This is a genomic window from Pseudomonas sp. LG1D9 (genome assembly GCF_002949995.1).
Classification (GTDB): domain Bacteria; phylum Pseudomonadota; class Gammaproteobacteria; order Pseudomonadales; family Pseudomonadaceae; genus Aquipseudomonas; species Aquipseudomonas proteolytica.
Genome location: NZ_CP026881.1, coordinates 2,828,355 through 2,848,371 on the forward strand (window position 1 = coordinate 2,828,355; position 20,017 = coordinate 2,848,371).

15 protein-coding genes are annotated in these 20,017 nt (G+C 63.1%); 13 read left to right on the plus strand and 2 right to left on the minus strand.

The window, feature by feature from the left end; genetic code table 11:
- The first annotated feature begins 16 nt into the window (after positions 1-16).
- The 13 genes from C5F71_RS13570 (at position 17) to C5F71_RS13635 (ending at position 17,073) form a co-directional block, all read left to right on the plus strand.
- A complete protein-coding gene (locus C5F71_RS13570) occupies positions 17-2,173 on the plus strand; it encodes a type I secretion system permease/ATPase (RefSeq protein ID WP_092232573.1) in 2,157 nt (718 codons plus the stop codon).
- Positions 2,163-3,524: an HlyD family type I secretion periplasmic adaptor subunit gene (locus C5F71_RS13575; protein WP_029298775.1), complete on the plus strand. Its 1,362-nt coding sequence runs from the start codon at positions 2,163-2,165 to the stop codon at positions 3,522-3,524. Before C5F71_RS13570 ends, C5F71_RS13575 begins: the two co-directional genes overlap by 11 nt.
- Positions 3,525-3,758: 234 nt before the next feature.
- Positions 3,759-4,643, plus strand: a complete 885-nt coding sequence (locus C5F71_RS13585; RefSeq protein ID WP_104911301.1) for a TauD/TfdA family dioxygenase — start codon at positions 3,759-3,761, stop codon at positions 4,641-4,643.
- A 14-nt stretch (positions 4,644-4,657) separates the two neighbouring features.
- Complete coding sequence (locus C5F71_RS13590) at positions 4,658-5,683, plus strand: ABC transporter substrate-binding protein (protein ID WP_104911302.1); 1,026 nt, start codon at positions 4,658-4,660, stop codon at positions 5,681-5,683.
- Position 5,684: 1 nt separating this feature from the next.
- Positions 5,685-6,536 (plus strand): ABC transporter ATP-binding protein, encoded by an 852-nt coding sequence (locus C5F71_RS13595; protein ID WP_029298781.1) that lies wholly within the window; start codon positions 5,685-5,687, stop codon positions 6,534-6,536.
- Between the two features lie 12 nt (positions 6,537-6,548).
- Complete coding sequence (locus tag C5F71_RS13600; RefSeq protein WP_032856477.1) at positions 6,549-7,397, plus strand: ABC transporter permease; 849 nt, start codon at positions 6,549-6,551, stop codon at positions 7,395-7,397.
- 99 nt (positions 7,398-7,496) lie between these two features.
- Positions 7,497-8,417 carry a LysR family transcriptional regulator gene (locus C5F71_RS13605; protein WP_092232583.1) on the plus strand — a complete coding sequence of 307 codons (921 nt, stop codon included), beginning with the start codon at positions 7,497-7,499 and terminating at the stop codon, positions 8,415-8,417.
- Positions 8,418-8,649: 232 nt separating this feature from the next.
- Positions 8,650-10,185 (plus strand): MFS transporter, encoded by a 1,536-nt coding sequence (locus tag C5F71_RS13610; RefSeq protein ID WP_070995971.1) that lies wholly within the window; start codon positions 8,650-8,652, stop codon positions 10,183-10,185.
- Between the two features lie 25 nt (positions 10,186-10,210).
- A complete protein-coding gene (locus C5F71_RS13615) occupies positions 10,211-11,269 on the plus strand; it encodes an HlyD family secretion protein (protein WP_029298789.1) in 1,059 nt (352 codons plus the stop codon).
- The gene (locus C5F71_RS13620) at positions 11,266-12,702 is read left to right on the plus strand and encodes an efflux transporter outer membrane subunit (protein ID WP_029298792.1); all 1,437 of its coding nucleotides are present in this window, start codon (positions 11,266-11,268) and stop codon (positions 12,700-12,702) included. The genes C5F71_RS13615 and C5F71_RS13620 overlap by 4 nt, the downstream gene beginning before the upstream one ends.
- Positions 12,703-13,020: 318 nt before the next feature.
- The gene (locus C5F71_RS13625; protein WP_104911303.1) at positions 13,021-13,530 is read left to right on the plus strand and encodes a sigma-70 family RNA polymerase sigma factor; all 510 of its coding nucleotides are present in this window, start codon (positions 13,021-13,023) and stop codon (positions 13,528-13,530) included.
- Positions 13,527-14,483 carry a FecR domain-containing protein gene (locus C5F71_RS13630; protein WP_104911304.1) on the plus strand — a complete coding sequence of 319 codons (957 nt, stop codon included), beginning with the start codon at positions 13,527-13,529 and terminating at the stop codon, positions 14,481-14,483. Before C5F71_RS13625 ends, C5F71_RS13630 begins: the two co-directional genes overlap by 4 nt.
- Positions 14,484-14,619: 136 nt before the next feature.
- The gene (locus C5F71_RS13635) at positions 14,620-17,073 is read left to right on the plus strand and encodes a TonB-dependent siderophore receptor (protein ID WP_104911305.1); all 2,454 of its coding nucleotides are present in this window, start codon (positions 14,620-14,622) and stop codon (positions 17,071-17,073) included.
- A 44-nt stretch (positions 17,074-17,117) separates the two neighbouring features.
- Here C5F71_RS13635 and C5F71_RS13640 read toward each other — a convergent pair whose 3' ends face one another.
- Both C5F71_RS13640 and C5F71_RS13645 read right to left on the minus strand, forming a co-directional pair.
- The gene (locus C5F71_RS13640; protein WP_104911306.1) at positions 17,118-17,825 is read right to left on the minus strand and encodes a DUF3142 domain-containing protein; all 708 of its coding nucleotides are present in this window, start codon (positions 17,823-17,825) and stop codon (positions 17,118-17,120) included.
- On the minus strand, positions 17,822-19,978 hold the full coding sequence (locus C5F71_RS13645; protein ID WP_104911307.1) for an outer membrane assembly lipoprotein YfiO: 2,157 nt from the start codon (positions 19,976-19,978) through the stop codon (positions 17,822-17,824). Before C5F71_RS13645 ends, C5F71_RS13640 begins: the two co-directional genes overlap by 4 nt.
- Positions 19,979-20,017: the final 39 nt, after the last annotated feature.

The window sequence follows — 20,017 nt, forward strand, 5'->3', positions numbered from 1 at the left end:
AGTTGAGAGAGCCCGCGTGGAATCAGAAGTCAGTCGAGTCCATCTCAGTCATGATCCACGCACATTGCACGACGACCCGTTACTCGACGGGTTGTTGGCTCTCTGCGCCCTGCACCAGAAGCCCGCCAGTGCGGCGATGCTGACCACCGGTCTGCCATTGCCGGCACAGCAACTGACCGCCGACTTGCTGGCCCGGGCCGCGGCCCGCGCCGGTTTGCAAGGGCGGCTGCTGCAACGCAAGCTCGATTCGATCCCCCCGATTGCCATGCCGGCGCTGCTGTTGCTCAAGGATGGCCGTAGTGCCGTGCTGCTCGGCTGGCAGGGTGAGGACGAGGCGCAGGTGCTGCTCAGCGAAAGCGATGGCGGTGAAACCATCGTCAAGCGCCAGGCGTTGGCCGATGACTACACCGGTAAAGTGTTCTTTGCCCAGCCCCAACACAAATTCGATGTCAGCCACGGCACCCTGATCCCCCGGGCCCGCTCCTGGTTTCGTGACACCCTCAAGCGTTCGCGCTGGCTCTACGCCGATGCCATCGCCGCCAGTTTCCTGATCAACCTGATTGCCATGGCAGCGCCGCTGTTCGTGATGAACGTCTACGACCGCGTCGTGCCCAACCAGGCCACCGCCACCCTGTGGGTGCTGGCGACCGGTATTTTCATCGCCTACGTCTTCGACCTGGTCCTCAAGAGCCTGCGCAGCCTGTGCCTGGACCTGGCCGGCAAGAAAACCGACCTGATCATCTCGGCCACGTTGTTCGAGCGGATCGTCGGCATGTCGATGAAGTACCGTCCGGCACGGGTCGGCAGCTTCGCCCAGAACATCCACGAGTTTCAGAGCCTGCGTGATTTCCTCGCCTCCCTGACGCTCACCAGCCTGATCGACTTGCCGTTTACCCTGCTGATATTCATGGTGATCGCGATCCTCGGCGGGCATCTGGTGTGGATCCCCATGCTGGCCTTCCCGATTGCCCTGGGCATCGGCTACCTGCTGCAAAAGCCGCTGGTCGCCACCATGGAACGCACCATGGCCCTGGCCTCCGAGCGCCAGTCGAGCCTGATCGAAACCCTGGCCGGGCTGGATGCGGTCAAGGTCAACAACGCTGAAAGCGAGCGCCAATACCAGTGGGAGCAAACCATTGGCACCCTCAGCCGCCTTGAATTGCGGGTGAAAATGCTCTCTGGGCTGTCGATGAACATCACCCTGCTGATCCAGCAATTGGCGGGTGTGATCATGATTGTCTTCGGGGTCTACCAGATCATCGACGGCCACCTCAGCATGGGCGGCCTGATTGCCTGCTACATGCTCAGTGGCCGCGCCCTCAGCCCGCTGGCGTCGCTGTCGGGCCTGATGACCCGCTACCAGCAAGCCAAGGTCACCATGGTCTCCACCGACCAGATGATGGAGCTGCCCCAAGAGCGCAACTTCGAAGAACGCCCTTTGAGCCGCCGTACCCTGCAGGGCGCCATCGAGTGCCGGGGCCTGAATTTCACCTACCCCAACCAGCAGAACATGGCGCTCAAGAACATCAACCTGGTGATCAAGCCCGGCGAGAAGATCGGCATCATCGGGCGCAGCGGCTCGGGTAAAAGCTCCCTGGCCAAACTGATCGTGGGCCTCTACCAGCCCGACTCCGGCGCCTTGCTGGTGGACGGCGTGGACATTCGCCAGATCGACGTCAGCGAACTGCGCCACAACGTCGGCTATGTGCCCCAGGACATCCAACTGCTGGCCGGCACCCTGCGCGACAACCTGGTCTCCGGCGCCCGTTACGTTGAAGACGAAGTGGTACTGCAAGCCGCTGAGCTGGCGGGCGTCCACGAATTTGCCCGCTTGCATCCACAAGGCTACGAGCTGCAAGTGGGTGAGCGCGGCCAGAACCTCTCTGGCGGCCAGCGACAAAACGTCGCCCTGGCCCGCGCCCTGTTGCTCAACCCGCCTATCCTGCTGCTGGACGAACCGACCAGCGCCATGGACAACACCGGTGAAGAACGCTTGAAACAGCGCCTGCAAGCCGTTGTGGAAAACAAGACCGTGGTGCTGGTGACGCACCGTGCGTCGCTGTTGTCCCTGGTGGACCGTTTGTTGGTCATCGACCGTGGGCAAATCCTTGCCGATGGCCCGAAAGCCGTAGTGATGGAAGCGTTGAAGAAGGGGCAGATCAGTGTTGCGTAAATTCAAGGACGCGGTCCGTCGCTATTTCATTGGTTCCGATTCGCTGGATGGCCAGCCACTGCCAGAGGTCAAGAAGGCCCTGATCGAAGATGCCCCGCGTGTGGTGCGGTTGACCATCTGGGGGATCATCGGGTTTTTCCTGTGCATGCTGCTGTGGGCCGGTTTTGCCAAGGTCGACGAAGTGACGCGCGGTGATGGCAAGGCTATTCCATCCTCCAAGTTGCAGAAGATCCAGAACCTTGAGGGCGGCATCGTCGCCGAGCTGTACGTCAAGGAAGGGCAGATCGTCGAGGCTGGCGCGCCGCTGATCCGCCTGGACGACACGCGCTTTGTCTCCAACGCCGGGGAAACCGAGGCCCAGCGCCTGTCGCTGTTGCTGCGCATCGAACGCTTGAACGCCCAGGTCGAAGACCGGCCGCTGAACATTCCTGAAGACGTGCGTGCCGCTGCGCCCACCCAGGCCATCAACGAGCAGTCGCTGTATGAAAGCCGGCGCCAGCAGTTCAAGGATGAAATCGGTGGTTTGCAGGAACAACTGACCCAGCGCCAGCAGGAGATGCGCGAATACACCTCCAAGCAAGGCCAGTACCGTAACCAACTGTCGTTGCAGCGCCAGGAAATCAACATGTCCGAACCCCTGGTCGCCCAGGGTGCGGTGTCGCCGGTGGAAGTGCTGCGCCTCAAGCGCGCAGAAATGGAAACCCGTGGGCAACTGGACGCCACCACCCTGGCCATCCCCCGCGCCGACTCGGCGATCAAGGAAGTACAGCGCAAGATCGACGAAACGCGTGGTAAATACCGCAGTGAAGCGCTGACCGAGCTCAACGAGGCACGTACTGACCTGAACAAGGCCCAGGCCACCGGCAAAGCTCTCGAAGACCGCGTGAGCCGGACCCTGGTCACCTCGCCGGTGCGCGGGATCGTCAAGCAACTGTTGGTCAATACCATTGGCGGCGTGATCCAGCCGGGCAGCGACATGGTTGAAATCGTGCCGCTGGATGACACCTTGCTGGTAGAAGCCAAGATCCGCCCGCAAGACATCGCCTTCCTGCACCCGGGGCAAGAAGCCGTGGTCAAGTTCACCGCCTACGACTACACCATCTACGGCGGCCTCAAGGCCAAGCTGGAGCGCATCGGTGCCGACACCATCACCGATGAAGACAAGAAAACCACCTACTACATGATCACCTTGCGCACCGACCGCAGCCACCTGGGCACCGATGAGAAGCCACTGATCATCATCCCCGGCATGGTCGCCTCGGTCGACATCATCACCGGCAAGAAGACCATCCTCAGCTACCTGCTCAAGCCCATCATCAAGGCCCGGGCCGAGTCGCTGCAGGAGCGTTGATTTTCGGTGTCTGGGCGGGCCCTTTCGCGAGCAAGCCCGCTCCCACATTCGACTGCATTCCCATGTTGGAAATCGGTCGAATGTGGGAGCGGGCTTGCTCGCGAAGGGGCCCTCAACCTCCCCACAGCTTCCGGCCTTTATCCTCAAAAGGCCATATCGTTATTCTCTAACGGTATTTAAATTCCAATTCTTATATCTATAAAGTCACTCTCCTGACTGCCAGGGAGTGATCACATGTCCACCGCCACAGCCGCCTTACCCACCGCCCAAACCTTCGACATCCGCCCATTCCCCGGCAGCGTAGGCGCCGAGATCATTGGCCTGGATCTGTCGCGCCCGGTCGACGACCAGGACTTCGCCCGCATCCACCGTGCGCACCTGGACCACCATGTGGTGGTGTTCCGCGACCAGCGCATTACCCCCGAGCAACAGATCGCCTTCAGTCGCCGCTTCGGCGTGTTGCAGATCCATGTGCTCAAACAGTTCCTGCTGGCCAACCACCCGGAAATCCTCATCGTTTCCAACATCATCGAAAACGGCCAGTCCATCGGCCTGGGCGACGCGGGCAAATTCTGGCACTCGGACCTGTCATACAAGGAACTGCCGAGCCTGGGCTCGATGCTCCACGCTCAGGAACTGCCGTCCGAAGGCGGCGACACGCTGTTTGCCGACATGCACAAAGCCTGGGACCAGTTGCCCGAGCATCTGCGCAAGGCCGTGGAAGGTCGCAGCGCTGCGCATTCGTACACCGCGCGCTACAGCGAAACCAAATTCGAAGGCAACTGGCGCCCGACCCTGACCCCTGAACAACTGGCCCAGGTCGCCGAAGTGGTGCACCCGGTGGTGCGTACCCACCCGGAAAACGGGCGCCAGGCGCTGTTCGTCAGCGAAGGCTTCACCACCCGTATCGTCGGCCTGCCCGAAGACGAAAGCCGCGACCTGCTGGCCCAACTCTTCGCCCACAGCATCCACCCGCACAACATCTACCGCCACAGCTGGCAGCCCCACGACCTGGTGTTCTGGGACAACCGCTCGCTGATCCACCTGGCCGCCGGTTGCCCCAGCCACCTGCGTCGCAAACTGTTTCGCACCACCATCCAGGGCGACGCCCCCTTCTGATTCGGAGCATGACCATGTCCAGGAAAACCCCCTTTGCACGATTGGCCGCGACCGTTGGCCTTGGCGTCAGCCTGTTGGCCGGCAGTCTGGTTGCTCCCACTGTCGCCCAGGCCGAAGGCGAGATTCGCATTGCCGAGCAGTTCGGCATCGTTTACTTGCTGCTCAATGTGGTGCGCGACCAGAACCTGATCGAAAAATACGGCAAGCAGCAAGGTATCGACATCAAGGTCGACTGGACCCAATTGTCCGGAGGCGCGGCGGTCAATGACGCGCTGCTGTCTGGCTCCATCGACATTGCCGGCGCCGGTGTCGGCCCGCTGCTGACCATCTGGGACCGCACCCACGGCAAGCAGAACGTCAAGGCCGTGGCTTCCCTGGGCAACTTCCCTTACTACCTGGTCAGCAACAACCCCAAGGTCAAGACCATCGCCGACTTCACCGAAAAAGACCGCATCGCGGTACCGGCCGTGGGGGTTTCCGTGCAGTCGCGGTTCCTGCAATACGCGGCGGCCAAGCAATGGGGCGACAAGGAATTCAATCGCCTGGATAAATACACCATCGCCGTCCCGCACCCGGACGCCACGGCTGCGCTGATCGCCGGCGGTACCGAGCTGACCGGGCACTTCTCCAACCCGCCGTTCCAGGACCAGGCCCTGGCCAACCCGAACGTGCATGTGGTGCTCAACACCTATGACCTGTTGGGGCCGAACTCACCGACCGTGCTGTTCGCCACCGAGAAGTTTCGCAACGACAACCCGAAAACCTACAAGGCCTTTATCGACGCACTGACCGAGGCCGCGCAGTTTGCGCAGAACGACAAGGTCGCCGCTGCCGACACCTACATTCGCGTGACCAAGGCCAAGATCGACCGTGCCGCGCTGCTGAAAATCATCGACAACCCGCAATTCGAATTCAGCGTCACCCCGAAAAACACCTACCCGCTGGCCGAGTTCCTCTACCGCGTGGGCGCGATCAAGAACAAACCCGAGTCGTGGAAGGATTACTTCTTCCAGGATGCCAAGCCGCTGCAAGGGAGCTGAGATGAACGCACCCTTGCAGGGCCACACGGCCAGCAACCTGAACACCACTGAGGCGCTGCTCTCGGTGGATCACGTCAGCCTTGAATACCGCACGCCCGAACGGGTAGTGCGGGCCACCCACCAGGTCAGTTTCGAGATCGATCCGGCCGACCGTTTTGTACTGCTGGGGCCTTCGGGCTGCGGCAAGTCCACGCTGCTCAAGGCGGTAGCCGGTTTTATCAAACCCTGCGAAGGCGAAATTCGCCTGGTAGGGCAGAAGGTCGAGCAGCCGGGCCCGGATCGCATCGTGGTGTTCCAGGAGTTCGACCAGTTGCCGCCGTGGAAAACCGTCAAGCAGAACGTGATGTTCCCGCTGCTGGCGTCCAAGACCCTCAAGCGTCGCGAGGCCGAAGAACGGGCGTTGTACTACCTCGACAAGGTCGGCTTGAGCGCCTTTGCCGACGCCTATCCCCATACCCTGTCCGGTGGCATGAAGGCCCGCGTGGCGATTGCCCGGGCATTGGCCATGCAGCCGAAAATCCTGCTGATGGACGAACCGTTCGCCGCCCTCGACGCCCTGACCCGGCGCAAGATGCAAGAGGAGTTGCTGCTGCTGTGGGAGGAGGTGCGTTTTACCTTGCTGTTCGTCACCCACTCCATCGAAGAGGCCTTGGTGGTGGGTAACCGCATCCTGCTGCTGTCGCCCCATCCAGGGCGTGTGCGCGCCGAAATCCACAGCCATCAATATGACCTGCACAGCCTTGGCGGTGTGGAGTTCCAGGCGTCGGCGCGGCGTATTCATCGCCTGTTGTTCGATGAAACGCCCGAGGCAGAAACCGAGTTGGATTTTGCCGATATCCGCATCGCTTATTGAAGGACTGTGCCCATGCGCCAGGAATATGAAATCACCCTGCAACCGCTGCCCGGCGTGCCCGTGGAGCGTGCCTTACCCCTGCGCCAGCGCCTGTGGCAACAAGGCTGGTTGCGCAAAGGCTTGATCCTGATCGTGCTGGCGCTCCTCTGGGAAGCAGCGGCGCGCTATCAGAACAACGACCTGCTGCTGCCCAGTTTCCTGCAGACCTTCCACGCCTTCTACGACGGCATTGCCAGTGGCGAGCTGTTGGGTAAGGTCAGTATCTCGCTGGTGGTGCTGCTCAAGGGCTACCTGATCGGGATTGTCCTGGCATTCGCCCTGACCACGTTGGCGGTTTCGACCCAGATGGGCCGTGACCTGCTGAGCACCCTGACTTCGATGTTCAACCCGCTGCCGGCGATTGCCCTGCTGCCATTGGCGTTGCTGTGGTTTGGCCTGGGGCAGAACAGCCTGATTTTTGTGTTGGTGCACTCGGTGCTGTGGGCCCTGGCACTCAACACTTACTCGGGGTTTATGGGCGTGTCGGAAACCCTGCGCATGGCCGGCCGCAACTACGGCCTCAAGGGCATGCGCTTTGTGCTGTTTATCCTGATTCCGGCGGCGTTGCCGTCGATCCTCGCCGGGCTGAAGATTGGCTGGGCCTTTGCCTGGCGCACGCTGATCGCCGCCGAACTGGTGTTCGGCGCGACCAGCGGCAAGGGTGGCCTGGGCTGGTACATCTTCCAGAACCGCAACGAGCTGTACACCGACAAGGTCTTCGCGGGGCTGGCGGTGGTGATCCTTATCGGCCTGCTCGTAGAGAACCTGGTGTTCGACACCCTGGAGCGCGTCACCGTGAAGCGCTGGGGCATGCAGCGATAAACCCTTGCGCGGGCCTGGAGCCCCTCGCCACCGGGCAGTACCGGTAAAGCCTGCTACGATTGCGTGCGCTGTACTCCAAACCCATCATGAGTGCTTGGCATGCAATTACCGGATATGAACCTGTTGGTGGCCCTCGACGCTTTGCTCGACGAGGGCAGCGTGGTGGGCGCCGCGCGGCGGATGAACCTCAGCCCGGCCGCCATGAGCCGAACCCTGACGCGCATCCGCGAAGCGGTGGGCGATCCGATCCTGGTGCGCGCCGGGCGCGGCCTGGTGCCTACGCCCAAGGCCCTGGAGTTGCAAGGCCAGGTACGCAATGTGGTGGAGCAGGCGGCGTTGTTGTTTCGTTCGGCGGATGAAGTCGACCTGAGCACCCTGCGCCGGCGCTTCAGCGTGCGCGCCAATGACTTTTTTGTCGGCGTGTATGGCGGGCGGTTGTTCGACACCATGGAGCGGATGGCACCCCATTGCGAGCTGCGGTTCGTCCCCGAAGGCGACAGCGACGACGAAGCCCTGCGCGAAGGGCGCCTGGACTTGCGCGTCGGCAACACCATGCCGATCACCCCGGAAGTGAAGGTGCAGAACCTGTTCTCCACCACCTTCGTCGGCCTGGCCCGCGAAGGCCACCCGCTGTTCGACGAAGAAATCACCGCCGCACGCTTTGCCAGCTACTCCCATATCAGCATTTCCCGGCGCGGTATTGCCCGTGGGCCGATCGACACCGCCCTCAATGCCCAGGGCCTGGAACGCCGGGTGGCGATGATCGCGCCAGGGTTTCACGGCGCGATGTTCATGCTGCCCGACTCCGACCTGATCCTGCCGGTGCCCAAGGAAGCGCTGTACAGCGCCAATCGCCTGAAACTGCCGCTGCGCGCATTCACCTTGCCGATCTCCCTGCCGACCCTGGTGCTGACCCAGGCCTGGCACCCGCGTTTCGACAAAGACCCGGCGCACAAATGGCTGCGTGAAACCATGCGCGAAAGCTGTGCGGCGACTTGGCGTGAAGCCCAGCCCACCTGACAACTTCGATCCAAATATGTGGAGCTAGCCTAGCTTGTGTGGGAGCTGGCTTGCCTGCGATAGGGGTGTGTCAGCTAAGGCATCTGTCACTGGTACACCGCTATCGCAGGCAAGCCTGCTCCCACATTCAATCATTGCGTCTGATGCAGTTATAACCTTCCCATAAGTCAGTTTTCGTCATGTCTAAGCCTTATTAAACTGCTCGGGTATTCTATTTTCGAGTTGTACCTTCATGACTTCCCTCGCTGCCCCCGCTCCCTTGGCTGCAGCCAAACCCGCCGCCGTCAGCCCCCCTGTGTTTGGCCCGCGGATCATCATCGGCCTGGTCGGCGTGCTGCTGGCGGTTCTGGTTTCGGGCCTGAACGAAATGGTGACCAAGGTCGCCCTCGCCGATATCCGCGGTGCGCTGTACATCGGGTTTGACGAAGGCACCTGGCTGGTTGCCGCCTACACGGCTACCTCCGTCTCGGCCATGGCCTTTGCGCCGTGGTGTTCGGTGACGTTTTCGCTGCGCCGCTTCACCCTGTGGGCCATCGGCCTGTTTACCCTGCTGGGGGTGCTGTGCCCCTTGGCACCGAACTACGAAAGCCTGCTGCTGCTGCGTACCTTGCAAGGCCTGGCCGGTGGCGCTCTACCGCCGATGCTGATGACCGTGGCCCTGCGCTTTTTGCCGGCCAACGTCAAACTCTACGGCCTGGCCGGCTACGCCCTGACCGCTACCTTCGGCCCCAGCCTCGGCACACCGCTGGCGGCGCTGTGGACCGAATATGTCGGTTGGCAGTGGGCGTTCTGGCAGATCGTCGCGCCGTGCCTGCTGGCGATGGCCGCCGTGGCCTACGGCCTGCCCCAGGATCCGTTGCGCCTGGAGCGCCTCAAGCAATTCAACTGGCGCGGCCTGCTGCTGGGGTTCCCGGCGATCTGCATGCTGGTGATCGGCATCTTGCAGGGCAATCGCCTGGACTGGTTCGAGTCGCCGCTGATCACCACGCTGCTGGTGGGCGGGGTGCTGTTGCTGGTGCTGTTCATGATCAATGAATGGTCACACCCGATGCCGTTCTTCAAGTTGCAGATGCTCGGCCTGCGCAACCTGTCGTTTGCCTTGATCGTGCTGGCCGGGGTGCTGGTGGTGCTGCAGGCGGTGATCATCCTGCCGTCCAGCTACCTGGCGCAGGTGCAGGGCTATCGGCCGCTGCAGACCGCGCCGGTAATGCTGGTCATGGCCCTGCCACAGTTGATCGCCCTGCCGCTGGTAGCGGCCCTGTGCAACCTGCGCTGGGTGGATTGCCGCTGGGTGCTGGGGATTGGCCTGGGCATGCTGACCCTCTCGTGTATCGGCGGCGCGCAACTGACCTCGGCGTGGATCCGGGACGAGTTCTACGTGCTGCAACTGCTGCAGATTTTCGGGCAGCCGATGGCGGTGTTGCCGCTGTTGATGCTGTCTACCGGCAGCATCGTGCCCACCGACGGGCCGTTCGCCTCGGCCTGGTTCAACACGGTCAAGGGCCTGGCCGCCGTGGTCGCCACCGGCGTGATCGAGGTACTGACCACCCACCGCCTGCATTTCCACTCGACCATGTTGGTGGACGCCCTAGGCAACTCGCCCCTGGCCGACGGCGATGCCACGGGCCTGGCCCATCGGCTGCACCAGCAGGCCGTGGTGCTGACGTCTTCGGATCTCTATTACGTCATGGCCGGTGTCGCGGTGGCGTTGATCCTGCTGATTTTCTGGATGCCGACGCGGATTTTCCCGCCGCGCGCACCCGCCTGATTGTTGACTGAAACAAAGGATTCCCATGAAACGTAAAGACCAGATTGCCGTGACTGTTATCGCCGTGTGCGCCGTGGGCGTGCTGGTGTACCTGCTGGCGCCGGGCGTGTTTGGCAGCAAGCGCCAGACCACCAACGACGCCTTCGTCGCTGCCGACTACACCCTGGTGGCGCCACGGGTGGCCGGGTTTATCAAAGAGGTGCTGGTAGAGGACAACCAACAGGTCAAGGCCGGGCAGTTGCTGGCGCTGATCGATGACCGCGATTTGCGCGCCGCCGCCCAGGCCGCCGATGCCGAGACCCTGATGGCCCAGGCCCAACTGAAAAACGCAGTAGCCACCCTTGAGCGGCAAAGCTCGGTGATCGCCCAGGCCCAGGCCACCGTGGCCGCCGATCGCGCCGAAGTGGCCTTTGCCGAACACGAATTGAGCCGCTACAACCACCTTGCCGGTGTCGGCGCCGGCACTGTGCAGAACGCCCAGCAAGCCAAGACCCGCATCGACCAGGCCAATGCGCGCCTGGCCAACGCCACAGCGGTACTGGCCGCCGAACGCAAGCAGGTGGAAATCCTCACGGCCCAGCGCGATGCAGCTGAAGGCGGTTTGAAGCGGGCCCAGGCCGCGCTGGAAATGGCCAGCTATCAGCTGTCGTACACACGCATCGTCGCGCCGGTGGACGGCATGGTTGGCGAGCGTGCGGTGCGGGTCGGGGCCTTTGTCACACCCGGCAGCAAGATCCTCGCCGTGGTGCCGCTGGCCGACGCGTATGTGGTGGCCAATTTCCAGGAAAACCAACTGTCCCACATGCATGCCGGCCAAACGGTTGAAGTGCGGGTCGACAGCCTCGACGGTGAAGTGCTCCAGGGCCACCTGGAAAGCCTGGCGCCGGCCACGGGCGTGACCTTCGCCTCGGTCAAGCCAGACAACGCCACCGGCAACTTCACCAAGGTGGTGCAGCGTATTCCGGTGAAAATCCTCCTGGAGCCAGGGCAGGCGCATATTCATCGCCTGCGGGTCGGTATGTCGGTGGAGGCCAGCGTCAACACCCAGCCCAGTGCGCAGCAACGTGAGGTGGCGCAGCAATGAGAAAACTCGCGCTGCTTACTCTGAGCATGATCAGCCTGGGCGCTTGCACCGTCGGCCCGGACTTTAAGCGGCCCGACACCCAGTCGGCGACGCAATGGGCCGAGCCCCAGGGCCGCCAGGCCGCCAGCCGCGCGGTCAGCGACCCGTTGGAGGAACAGTGGTGGGACGTGTTCCACGACCGGCAACTGTCGGCCCTGGTGCGCCGGGCACTGAGCGACAACCTCGACTTGAAACTGGCCAGCAGCCGCCTGCAACAGAGCCGTGCGGTGCGCCAGGTGACGACCGCCGGGCGCTATCCAGAGGTCAGCGCCGATGGCAACTACGGCCGCAAACGCAACAGCGCCAATGGCCTGAGCGACCCGTCCGGCAACAACGGCCGTTCGGCCTTCAACCTGTGGGACGCCGGTTTTGCCGCTTCCTGGGAGCTGGATTTCTGGGGCCGGGTAAGGCGCGAAACCGAAGCTGCCGACGCCACCCTGCAAGTGGCCGAAAACGACCGCCGCAGCGTACTCCTGTCGGTGCTGGCCGAGACCGCCCAGGACTACATCCAACTGCGCGGCGTGCAAAGCACCCGTGCGGTCACCGAGCAAAACCTCGACGTGGCCCGCCGTAGCCTGAAACTCTCGCAGCTGCGTTTGGCCGATGGCGTGGCGACCCACCTGGATGTCGCTGAAGCCGCTGCGCAAGTGGCCGCCATCGAAGCGCGACTGCCGGATTTGCAGCAGCGCCAGGACCAGTTGATCAACGCCCTGAGCCTGTTGATGGGCCAGGCGCCGCAAGCCTTGCATGCGCAACTGTCGCAGGACGGCGCAGTGCCCCAGACCCAGCGCCAGGTTGCGATTGGCCTGCCGTCGCAACTGGCACAGCGCCGCCCGGACATCCGCCAGGCCGAAGCACGCCTGCATGCGGCGACCGCCAGCATTGGCGTGGCCAAGGGTGACTTCTACCCGCGTATCACCCTGTCGGGCAGCCTCGGTTCCCAGGCCATGCAATTGTCGGATCTGGGCTCCTGGGGTTCACGCACCTTTGCCTTCGGCCCGTCGCTGAGCCTGCCGCTGTTCAACGGTGGCCGCCTGCAAGGCATGCTCGACCTGCGCGAGGCCCAGCAGCAGGAAGCGGCTCTGGCTTACCAGCAGACCGTGCTGCGCGCCTGGCATGAGATCGACGACCAGTTGACTCGCTACAACGCCAGCCAACTGCGCCGCGACAGCCTCGCCGAAGCGGTGCGCCAGAACCAGATCGCCCTGGACACCGCCCAGCACCAGTACGTCGAAGGGGTGGTGGATTTCGTCAACGTGCTCACGGTGCAGAGCGCTTTGCTGGCGACCCAGGAACAATGGGTGGAAAGCTCCACCGGCGTGTCCCTGGCCATGGTCGGCCTGTACAAGGCACTGGGTGGGGGCTGGGAGTCGGTGTACCCGTTGTCCAGCTAGATCCTGTTGGTTTGGTAATGGGCTTGTTGTGTTGAACTGGCTTGTGGTGGTGAGCGGGCTTGGTGTGGCGAGCGGGCTTGCCCCGCGCTGGGCTGCGCAGCAGCCCCAACAACACACCGCTGTTTTCCAGACACACCGCGCAGATAGGTTTTAGGGCTGCTGCGCAGCCCAGCGCGGGGCAAGCCCGCTCGCCACACCAAACCGGCTCACCACAATAAGCCTGCGGGGCACAATCTGGGGGCTCTGAAAACAAAGATTTTGCCAGTCGCGACACAAGCTGTAATGATAATTGCTCTCAATAATGTATCCGAGCGATTCATGGACACCGCGACTGACGGCCAGCAACAGCTTCATCTCCTGTACCGCGACCATCATGGCTGGCTGCAAGGCTGGCTGCGCAAGCGCCTGGGCGACCGTGAGCACGCCGCCGATGTGGCCCAGGACACGTTCCTGCGCCTGTTGGTGTCCGGGCGTTTTCCCGGGGCCAAGGAAAGCCGCAGCTACCTGACGCAGATCGCGCGCAACCTGGTGATCGACCAATGGCGGCGCCTGCGCATCGAGCGCGCCTATCTGGAAAGCATCGCGCACTTGCCCGAGCCGCAGTCGCCGTCACTGGAGACCCGCGCCCTGATCCTCGAAACCCTGATGCAGATCGACGCCATGCTCGACCGCATGCCCGAGAACGTGCGCCGCGCGTTCCTCTTGTCGCAGTTCGAAGGCCTGACCTACGGGCAGATCGCCGAACGCCTGGGGGTGACGATCAGCTCGGTGCAGAAGTACATGACCCGCGCGATCATCGCCTGCTACCAGGTGGCCTACGAAGAATGAGAGCCCGCCATGACGCGCCGATTGCCCCGGCTGTGGTCGAGCAGGCCAGCGAGTGGTTAATGCTGCAATGGGGCGGCGAATTCGACGGGGCCCAGCGCCAGGCCTTTGCCCATTGGCAGGCTGCCGACCCGGAGCATCGCCGCGCCTGGCAGCGTTTGCAGCAGTTACAGCAGACCTTGGGCGGCGTGCCCGTCGACAGCGCCCGTGCGGTGTTGCGCGACGCGCCAGACCCCCAGCGTCGGGCCGCGTTGAAACTGCTCGGGTTGCTGCTGGTGGCCGGTGGCAGCGGTTATTGGGTCCAGGGCAGCCAGCCCTGGCAGGCGGCCTTTGCCGAGCATCGCACCGCTACCGGCGAGATTCGTCACCTGACCTTGAGCGACGGCACCCACCTGGACCTTAACAGCGACAGCGCCATCGACCTGCGCTTCAGTGCCACTGAGCGGCGCATCCGCCTGATTCGTGGCGAGATCCTTTTGACCAGCGGCCACGACCCATCCCGCCCGTTGATCGTCGAGACCGCCGCCGGCGATATCCAGGCCCTGGGCACCCGGTTTGCCGTGCGCGAACTGGACGACGGTAGCCGCGTTGATCTGTATGAAGGGCGCGTGCAGGTGCGCCCGGTGCAGGGGGTGCCAGTGCTGATGAACGCGGGGGACAGCCTGTGGTTCAGCGCAACCCAGACCTCGGCGGTGACCGCGCTGGATGCCAACGCCAGCAGTTGGACCCAGAATCGCCTGATCGCCGAGCGCCAGCCGCTAGGGCGCTTTGTCGCTGAACTGAGCCGCTATCGGCCAGGGGTTTTGCGTTGCGATGAATCGGTGTCGGGCCTGTTGCTGACGGGCGTATTTCCCCTGAATGACACCGACGCGATCCTCGCAGCGCTGGAGCGCTCGCTACCGGTGCAGGCACAGGCGGTGACCCGTTACTGGGTCACCATCAAACCCAGGGCCTGACACACCGCCATCGCCGGCAAGCCGGCTCCTACAGGGTCTTTGAAAAAAATCTGATTTTCTTTTGTCGGTTTTCCAATCCCGTGCGGGATACCTCTTGAAAGCCAATCAAGAAGCGTTCTCACGGGGGAGTCCTGCAATGCCGCACCACCCAATCCAACCTCTGGCCCGCGCCCTGCGCCGTGGCCTGTTTATCAGTGTGCTGGCGACTGTACCGGTCGTCCCGACCATGGTTCAGGCCCAGGAGAGCGCCGGCGAAGCCTTGCGCCAATACAACATCCCCGCCGGTAGCCTCGACCAGGCGTTGAACCGTTTCGCCAGCGCCTCGGGGATTTTGCTCTCGGTGGACGCGGCACTGACTTCTGGCAAACGCAGCCCTGGCTTGCAAGGTCGCTATGCCACCGGGCCTGGATTGGAGCAGTTGTTGGCGGGCAGCGGCCTGGTGGCGATGCAATCCGCGGGTGGCTGGTCGGTGCAGGCGATTTCGGGGGACGGCTCGGTGCAATTGGGCGCGACGCGGATCAGCGCCCAGCAGGCCCAGGAGAACGCCTGGGGCCCGGTCGACGGCATCGTCGCCACGCGTAGCGCCACGGGCAGCAAGACCGATGCGGCACTGGTGGAAATCCCCCAGACCATCAACGTCATCACCGCCGCCGAAATCAAGGCGCGCGGTGCGCAAAGCGTGACCCAGGCGTTGCTCTACACCCCAGGCATGAGCGCCGGTGGTTTTTCCGACCGGGTGAAGCTGTTCGATGAGCCGACCTCCCGTGGTTTCTCGCCAACGCCCCTGTACCTCGACGGCCTGCACTTGCCGTACGGCGGTGGCAGTACCGGCGGTGCGTTGCAGATCGAGCCCTATTCCCTGGAGCGCATCGAAGTGCTCAAGGGCCCGGCATCGGTGCTGTACGGGCACAACCAGCCGGGCGGCATCGTCAATATGGTCAGCAAGCGCCCCAGCGAGACGCCGGTGCGCCAGGTGGTGCTCGAAGCCGGCACCTACGAGCACAAGAGCGCGGCCCTCGACCTCAGTGGCCCGTTGGATGACCAAGGCCAATTCTTCTATCGCCTTACTGGACGACTCAAGGACGAACAGGGCGAGATCGACTACTTCGAAAACAAGCGCCAATTCATCGCGCCCAGCCTGACCTGGCGACCCAATGACGACACCAGCCTGACCCTCTTCGCCCAATATCAGAAAGACAAGGGCGTGCCCGAAGCCCAGGGGCTGCCGGCCTCCGGGACGATCTGGAAAAACCCGAACGGCAAGATCGACCGTGATCTGTTTATCGGTGAGCCAGGCGTCAACAAATACAACCGCGAACAGGTCGCCTTCGGCTACGAGTTGTCCCATCGTTTGAACGACACCTGGACCCTCAAGCAAAACGCGCGCTATGCCGAAGTGGACGACCGCTACGTGGCGCCGTTGCACGGCTATCGATTTGTCGCCAACCCGGCCACCGGCGCCATGGATCAACGCTACCTGCAGCGCTTCGGTGTGGATTGGCGGCAGAACAACAAAGTCATCGGCGTGGATAACATCGCCCAGGCCGAGTTCAACACTGGCGAGTTTTCCCACACCCTGATCGTGGGCCTGGACTACTACCATTTCAATTCCAAGTTCCTCGGCCTCTACGACCGCAATCCGCCGATCATCGACCTGTTCACGCCGGTCTACGGCCAGCCGCTGAATTTTGGCCAGCCGTACCGCTGGGACAACACCATCACCCAGACCGGCCTGTATGTGCAGGACCAGATCAAGTGGGACAAGTGGGCGCTGGTGCTGGGCGGGCGTTATGACTGGGCCAACGTGGTCAACAAGGTGCCGCTGAGCGGCGACCGCACCAGCAGCAAGGACCAGGCATTCACGGGGCGCGCGGGCCTGGTATACCTGTTCGATAACGGCCTGGCGCCGTTTATCAGCTACTCGGAATCCTTCCTGCCGCTGTCCGGCCTCGATGCCAACCGGAAGCCCTTCGACCCGTCCACCGGCAACCAGTATGAGGTCGGCGTGAAGTACCAGCCGCCGGGCCAGGAAAGTTTTGTGCAGGTCTCGGTCTACCAACTGGACCAGGAAAATATCCTGACGGCCAATCCGCTCAGCTACGTCAGCAGCCAGAGCGGGGCCATGCGTTCGCGCGGCGTCGAGTTCGAAGCCAAGGCGGTGCTGAGCGACGCTTGGGATGTGGTCGCTTCGGCCGCGCGCAACGACATCAAGTACACCAAGGACGACGAAGGTCGCGAAGGCCGCCACCCGGCGGGCATCTCACCCCTGACGGCGGCGTTGTGGGTCAACTACACGGTGATCGGCGACAGCCCCCTGGCCGGCCTCGGCGCAGGCCTGGGTGCCCGCTACTCGCGCAGCAGCATGGGTGACTATTTTGCCGGCGCCTTCACGGTGCCGTCCTACACCGTCTACGATGCCAGCCTGAGCTACGACCTGGGCGCCTCGCCCCTCAAGCTCAAAGGCGTGAAGCTGGCGATGAATGTGCAGAACCTTGCCAATAAAACCTATGTGTCGCAGTGCACCAGCGACCTGGACTGCTACTACGGCGAAGGGCGCACGGTGGTGTCGAGCCTGACCTACGACTGGTAAGGCACAACCCTGTAGGAGCCGGCAAGCCGGCTCCTACAGGTTGATCAGTGGGGATTCTGCAAAAACACCACATACCCGCGAAACCACTCACTCTCCTGCAAATACTCCGGCTCCTGCCAATCCCCGCCCTGGATCAAGCCGATCTTGAACGGTAGCCCCAGCCGGTTCATCCGTGGCAGGTACGCCGCGTAGTCCGGGATGCTGTGGCGCCCCTGGTAGGTCTGCACCACCACTTCATCCACTACGCCGTTGAGCTGGGCGATGGCGGCCGAGTCGGCGTTGCTGCTCCAGTCCATCAGGCCGGTGATGCTCAGGCGCAAATCCTTTGGCAGGCGCTGGCGCAGGTCCTTGAGGAAGTCGGCGTATTCGTGCAGGTATTGGGTGCGGGCATCGAAGTCGATCTGGATGCCCACCACCGGGTTACCCGCTGCACGCCAACGTTGCACCTGCCCGAGCAATTTCGTGTAGACCGGCTCTGGCCAACGCAGGGTGTGGGCGCGGTAGACCACCCACACCTCACCCTGGCGGATGCGCGGCACGCTTATGCCCTGGGCGATGAACTGCACGCCAAGGCTGGGTTGGCGGCGGGTCGAGTTGATCTGCCCTTGGAGGATGTACAGGGTCTTGGCTTGCTTGAGCACCGGCTGTGGGGCGACGCCGCTCCACAACCAGAAAGCGTCATAGTCGTGGGCGTCGACGGTGGCGAAGGCCGGGCTCGCCAACAGCAGCAAGCCTAGCCACAGGTGTTTCACCAGTAGTACTGCAGCGACTTGCCCCACTGCGTGTCGGCAAACCCGGTTTTCAACTGGCGGAACCAGCCTTTGCGCACCGCCTTGTCGACGTCTTCGCCACCGCAGCTGTTATAGCCCGAAGGTGCATAGCAGTTGATCGCCCGGAACAGCGCATAAGCCTTGTCGTCCCGAGGCGCCTTGGGGTTGGCGATCACCTGCTTATAGCCATCGAGCCGCGAGAAGGTTTCACCGCTGAAACCCGATGCGGTACTGCCCAGGCTGCCGGCCGAGCGCGCCTCTTCCAGGGGCATGCCGTCCAGGCCGTTGCGCAGGATGAACTCACCCAGGCAGTTGAGGGCGTGTGGGTTTTTCGCGTCGTTTTGCAAGGTGCTGGCGGTTTGCGCGATGGTCGGGCAGGTGTAGCCGGACGGCGCCTTGTCGCCGCTCCAGCGGAACAAGGTCAGCGCCTGGCCACCGTCGTACACATAGCCCAGGCTAGTGCCGATTTTATCTGCGGCGGGCGAGGCCGGCAGTTGCTGCAAATCCTCGGCAAAAGTCGCGAACTGGCCGCGCAACAGGTCTTTGTAAAGCAATACAAATTGCGCGGTACGGCGCTCCAGCGGGTCGCTGGCCTGGCTGATCTGCTGGCGCAGCAACTCGGGGCCGGCGACGCTGCGTAGCAGGATATAGCGCACTTGCGCAGTCTGGATCGGCGAGTCGGCGGCGAACACCTTGGCCAATTGGCCGCTGCGTTCGTAGTTCATCGCCAGGGCCAATTCCAGTTGCTCGCGCTGCAACGGTTGCTTGGCCAGTGGCAGCAGTTGCAGCCACAGCGTTTCTGCGCCTTTCCAGTCGTTCTTGGCTTCCAGGGCCAGGCCGCGCAGGGTTTGCTGGCTGAATGCCAAGTAATCCAGGCTCGCTGGCAGCGCTGGCGGCAGATGTTTCAGCGCCGTGTCCGGCTGGTGCTCGACATACAGGGCAAACGCCGCCTGCAGGTAGTCGTACAGCGCCGGCTCGTTGGCAAATGCAGCCTTCTGGGCGTCGAGGGTGGCGCGGGTCAGCTTGGGCGGGTTGTTGGCGCGCATCCACATCAGATCGTTGATCGCCAGCAACAGCGGGTTGCGGATGGTCTCGGCGTAGCTGGTCAGCAGCTTGTTGTCGGTTTCTTCCACCAGTTCATCGATAGACCCATTGCGCTCGGCATCGCTGGCCTCGGTCAGTTGCCAGGCGTAGTCGTCGGCCAGCTTGGCCGCATCGCCGGCCAGCCAATGGACCCTACGCAGCAGGCCGCGAGCGGAGGCCGCGTAGTCGCCCTGTGGATAAGTCTTCAGGTAGCTGAGAAAACTGTGCTCGGCTTCATCCAGGGCCGACTTATCCACAGCCTGGCGCTGGGGCAGGCCGTATTCATCGAAGGCGTTTTCCTGGGCATGGTTGAGCGACGCGCGGGCGATCATGTACACCGCCGTTTCCTTCAGCCACGGCAACGTGGTCACGGTGACGGCGGCAAACCCACGCTCGGCATACACAAAGCGCCCGCTGTAAAAGTCGGCAGCGGCGAGCAGGTAGGTGGTCAGTTCACGGCCCTGGGTGGATGCAATCAACTGGGGTTCGAGCAGCACTTCGCCCTGCCAGTCGCAGGTGCCAAGTAATTTCAAGCGTGCATTGGCCAGCAGCACCCGCTCATTCGCCGGCACATCGGCCTTGATCACTTGGCGTACAAATTCGGTGGCGCTCTGCACATTGTTGCTGCGACAGCGGCTGCCTTCGCCCCACAAAAACTGATCGCCTGCCGCTGCCGTGGCCTCGCGCTGGATGCCCAGCGAGGCCAGCAGTTGCGCAAGCTCCGCGCCTTGTTCCTCAGGCGCCTGCACCTCGGGAGGGCGGGGCACCAGGCGATACACCGGGAACGGGACCGGGCCAAAGCCCTGGGCCAGGTCATCTTCGCCCAGTGCGTTGGGGGTCAGGGGCGCATTCTTTTTCGCCGCGAGCAATAGGCGCAGGTTGGTCCGGCTGTCATTGCCGGGGCTCAGAAAAGGCATGTTGCTACAGGCGGTCAGCGAATCCTGGGAGACGCGCCAGTCGGGGTAGCAGGAGTCGTCGCCACTGGCCTGGGCCTGCAGGGAAACGCCGGCACACAGTGCCAGGGCCAGGGATGACAGAAGACCGATGCGCATGAATTGTCCTTATTCCGAGTGTCCGCGAATGCCGCTGGG

What these genes read in the sequence shown, in the direction of transcription:
- C5F71_RS13585 (WP_104911301.1), top strand. Translation starts at nt 3,759, where the DNA reads ATGTCCACCGCCACAGCCGCCTTACCCACCGCCCAAACCTTCGACATC.
- C5F71_RS13590 (WP_104911302.1), top strand. Translation starts at nt 4,658, where the DNA reads ATGTCCAGGAAAACCCCCTTTGCACGATTGGCCGCGACCGTTGGCCTT.
- C5F71_RS13595 (WP_029298781.1), top strand. Translation starts at nt 5,685, where the DNA reads ATGAACGCACCCTTGCAGGGCCACACGGCCAGCAACCTGAACACCACT.
- C5F71_RS13600 (WP_032856477.1), top strand. Translation starts at nt 6,549, where the DNA reads ATGCGCCAGGAATATGAAATCACCCTGCAACCGCTGCCCGGCGTGCCC.
- C5F71_RS13605 (WP_092232583.1), top strand. Translation starts at nt 7,497, where the DNA reads ATGCAATTACCGGATATGAACCTGTTGGTGGCCCTCGACGCTTTGCTC.
- C5F71_RS13610 (WP_070995971.1), top strand. Translation starts at nt 8,650, where the DNA reads ATGACTTCCCTCGCTGCCCCCGCTCCCTTGGCTGCAGCCAAACCCGCC.
- C5F71_RS13615 (WP_029298789.1), top strand. Translation starts at nt 10,211, where the DNA reads ATGAAACGTAAAGACCAGATTGCCGTGACTGTTATCGCCGTGTGCGCC.
- C5F71_RS13620 (WP_029298792.1), top strand. Translation starts at nt 11,266, where the DNA reads ATGAGAAAACTCGCGCTGCTTACTCTGAGCATGATCAGCCTGGGCGCT.
- C5F71_RS13625 (WP_104911303.1), top strand. Translation starts at nt 13,021, where the DNA reads ATGGACACCGCGACTGACGGCCAGCAACAGCTTCATCTCCTGTACCGC.
- C5F71_RS13630 (WP_104911304.1), top strand. Translation starts at nt 13,527, where the DNA reads ATGAGAGCCCGCCATGACGCGCCGATTGCCCCGGCTGTGGTCGAGCAG.
- C5F71_RS13635 (WP_104911305.1), top strand. Translation starts at nt 14,620, where the DNA reads ATGCCGCACCACCCAATCCAACCTCTGGCCCGCGCCCTGCGCCGTGGC.
- C5F71_RS13645 (WP_104911307.1), bottom strand. Translation starts at nt 19,978, where the DNA reads ATGCGCATCGGTCTTCTGTCATCCCTGGCCCTGGCACTGTGTGCCGGC.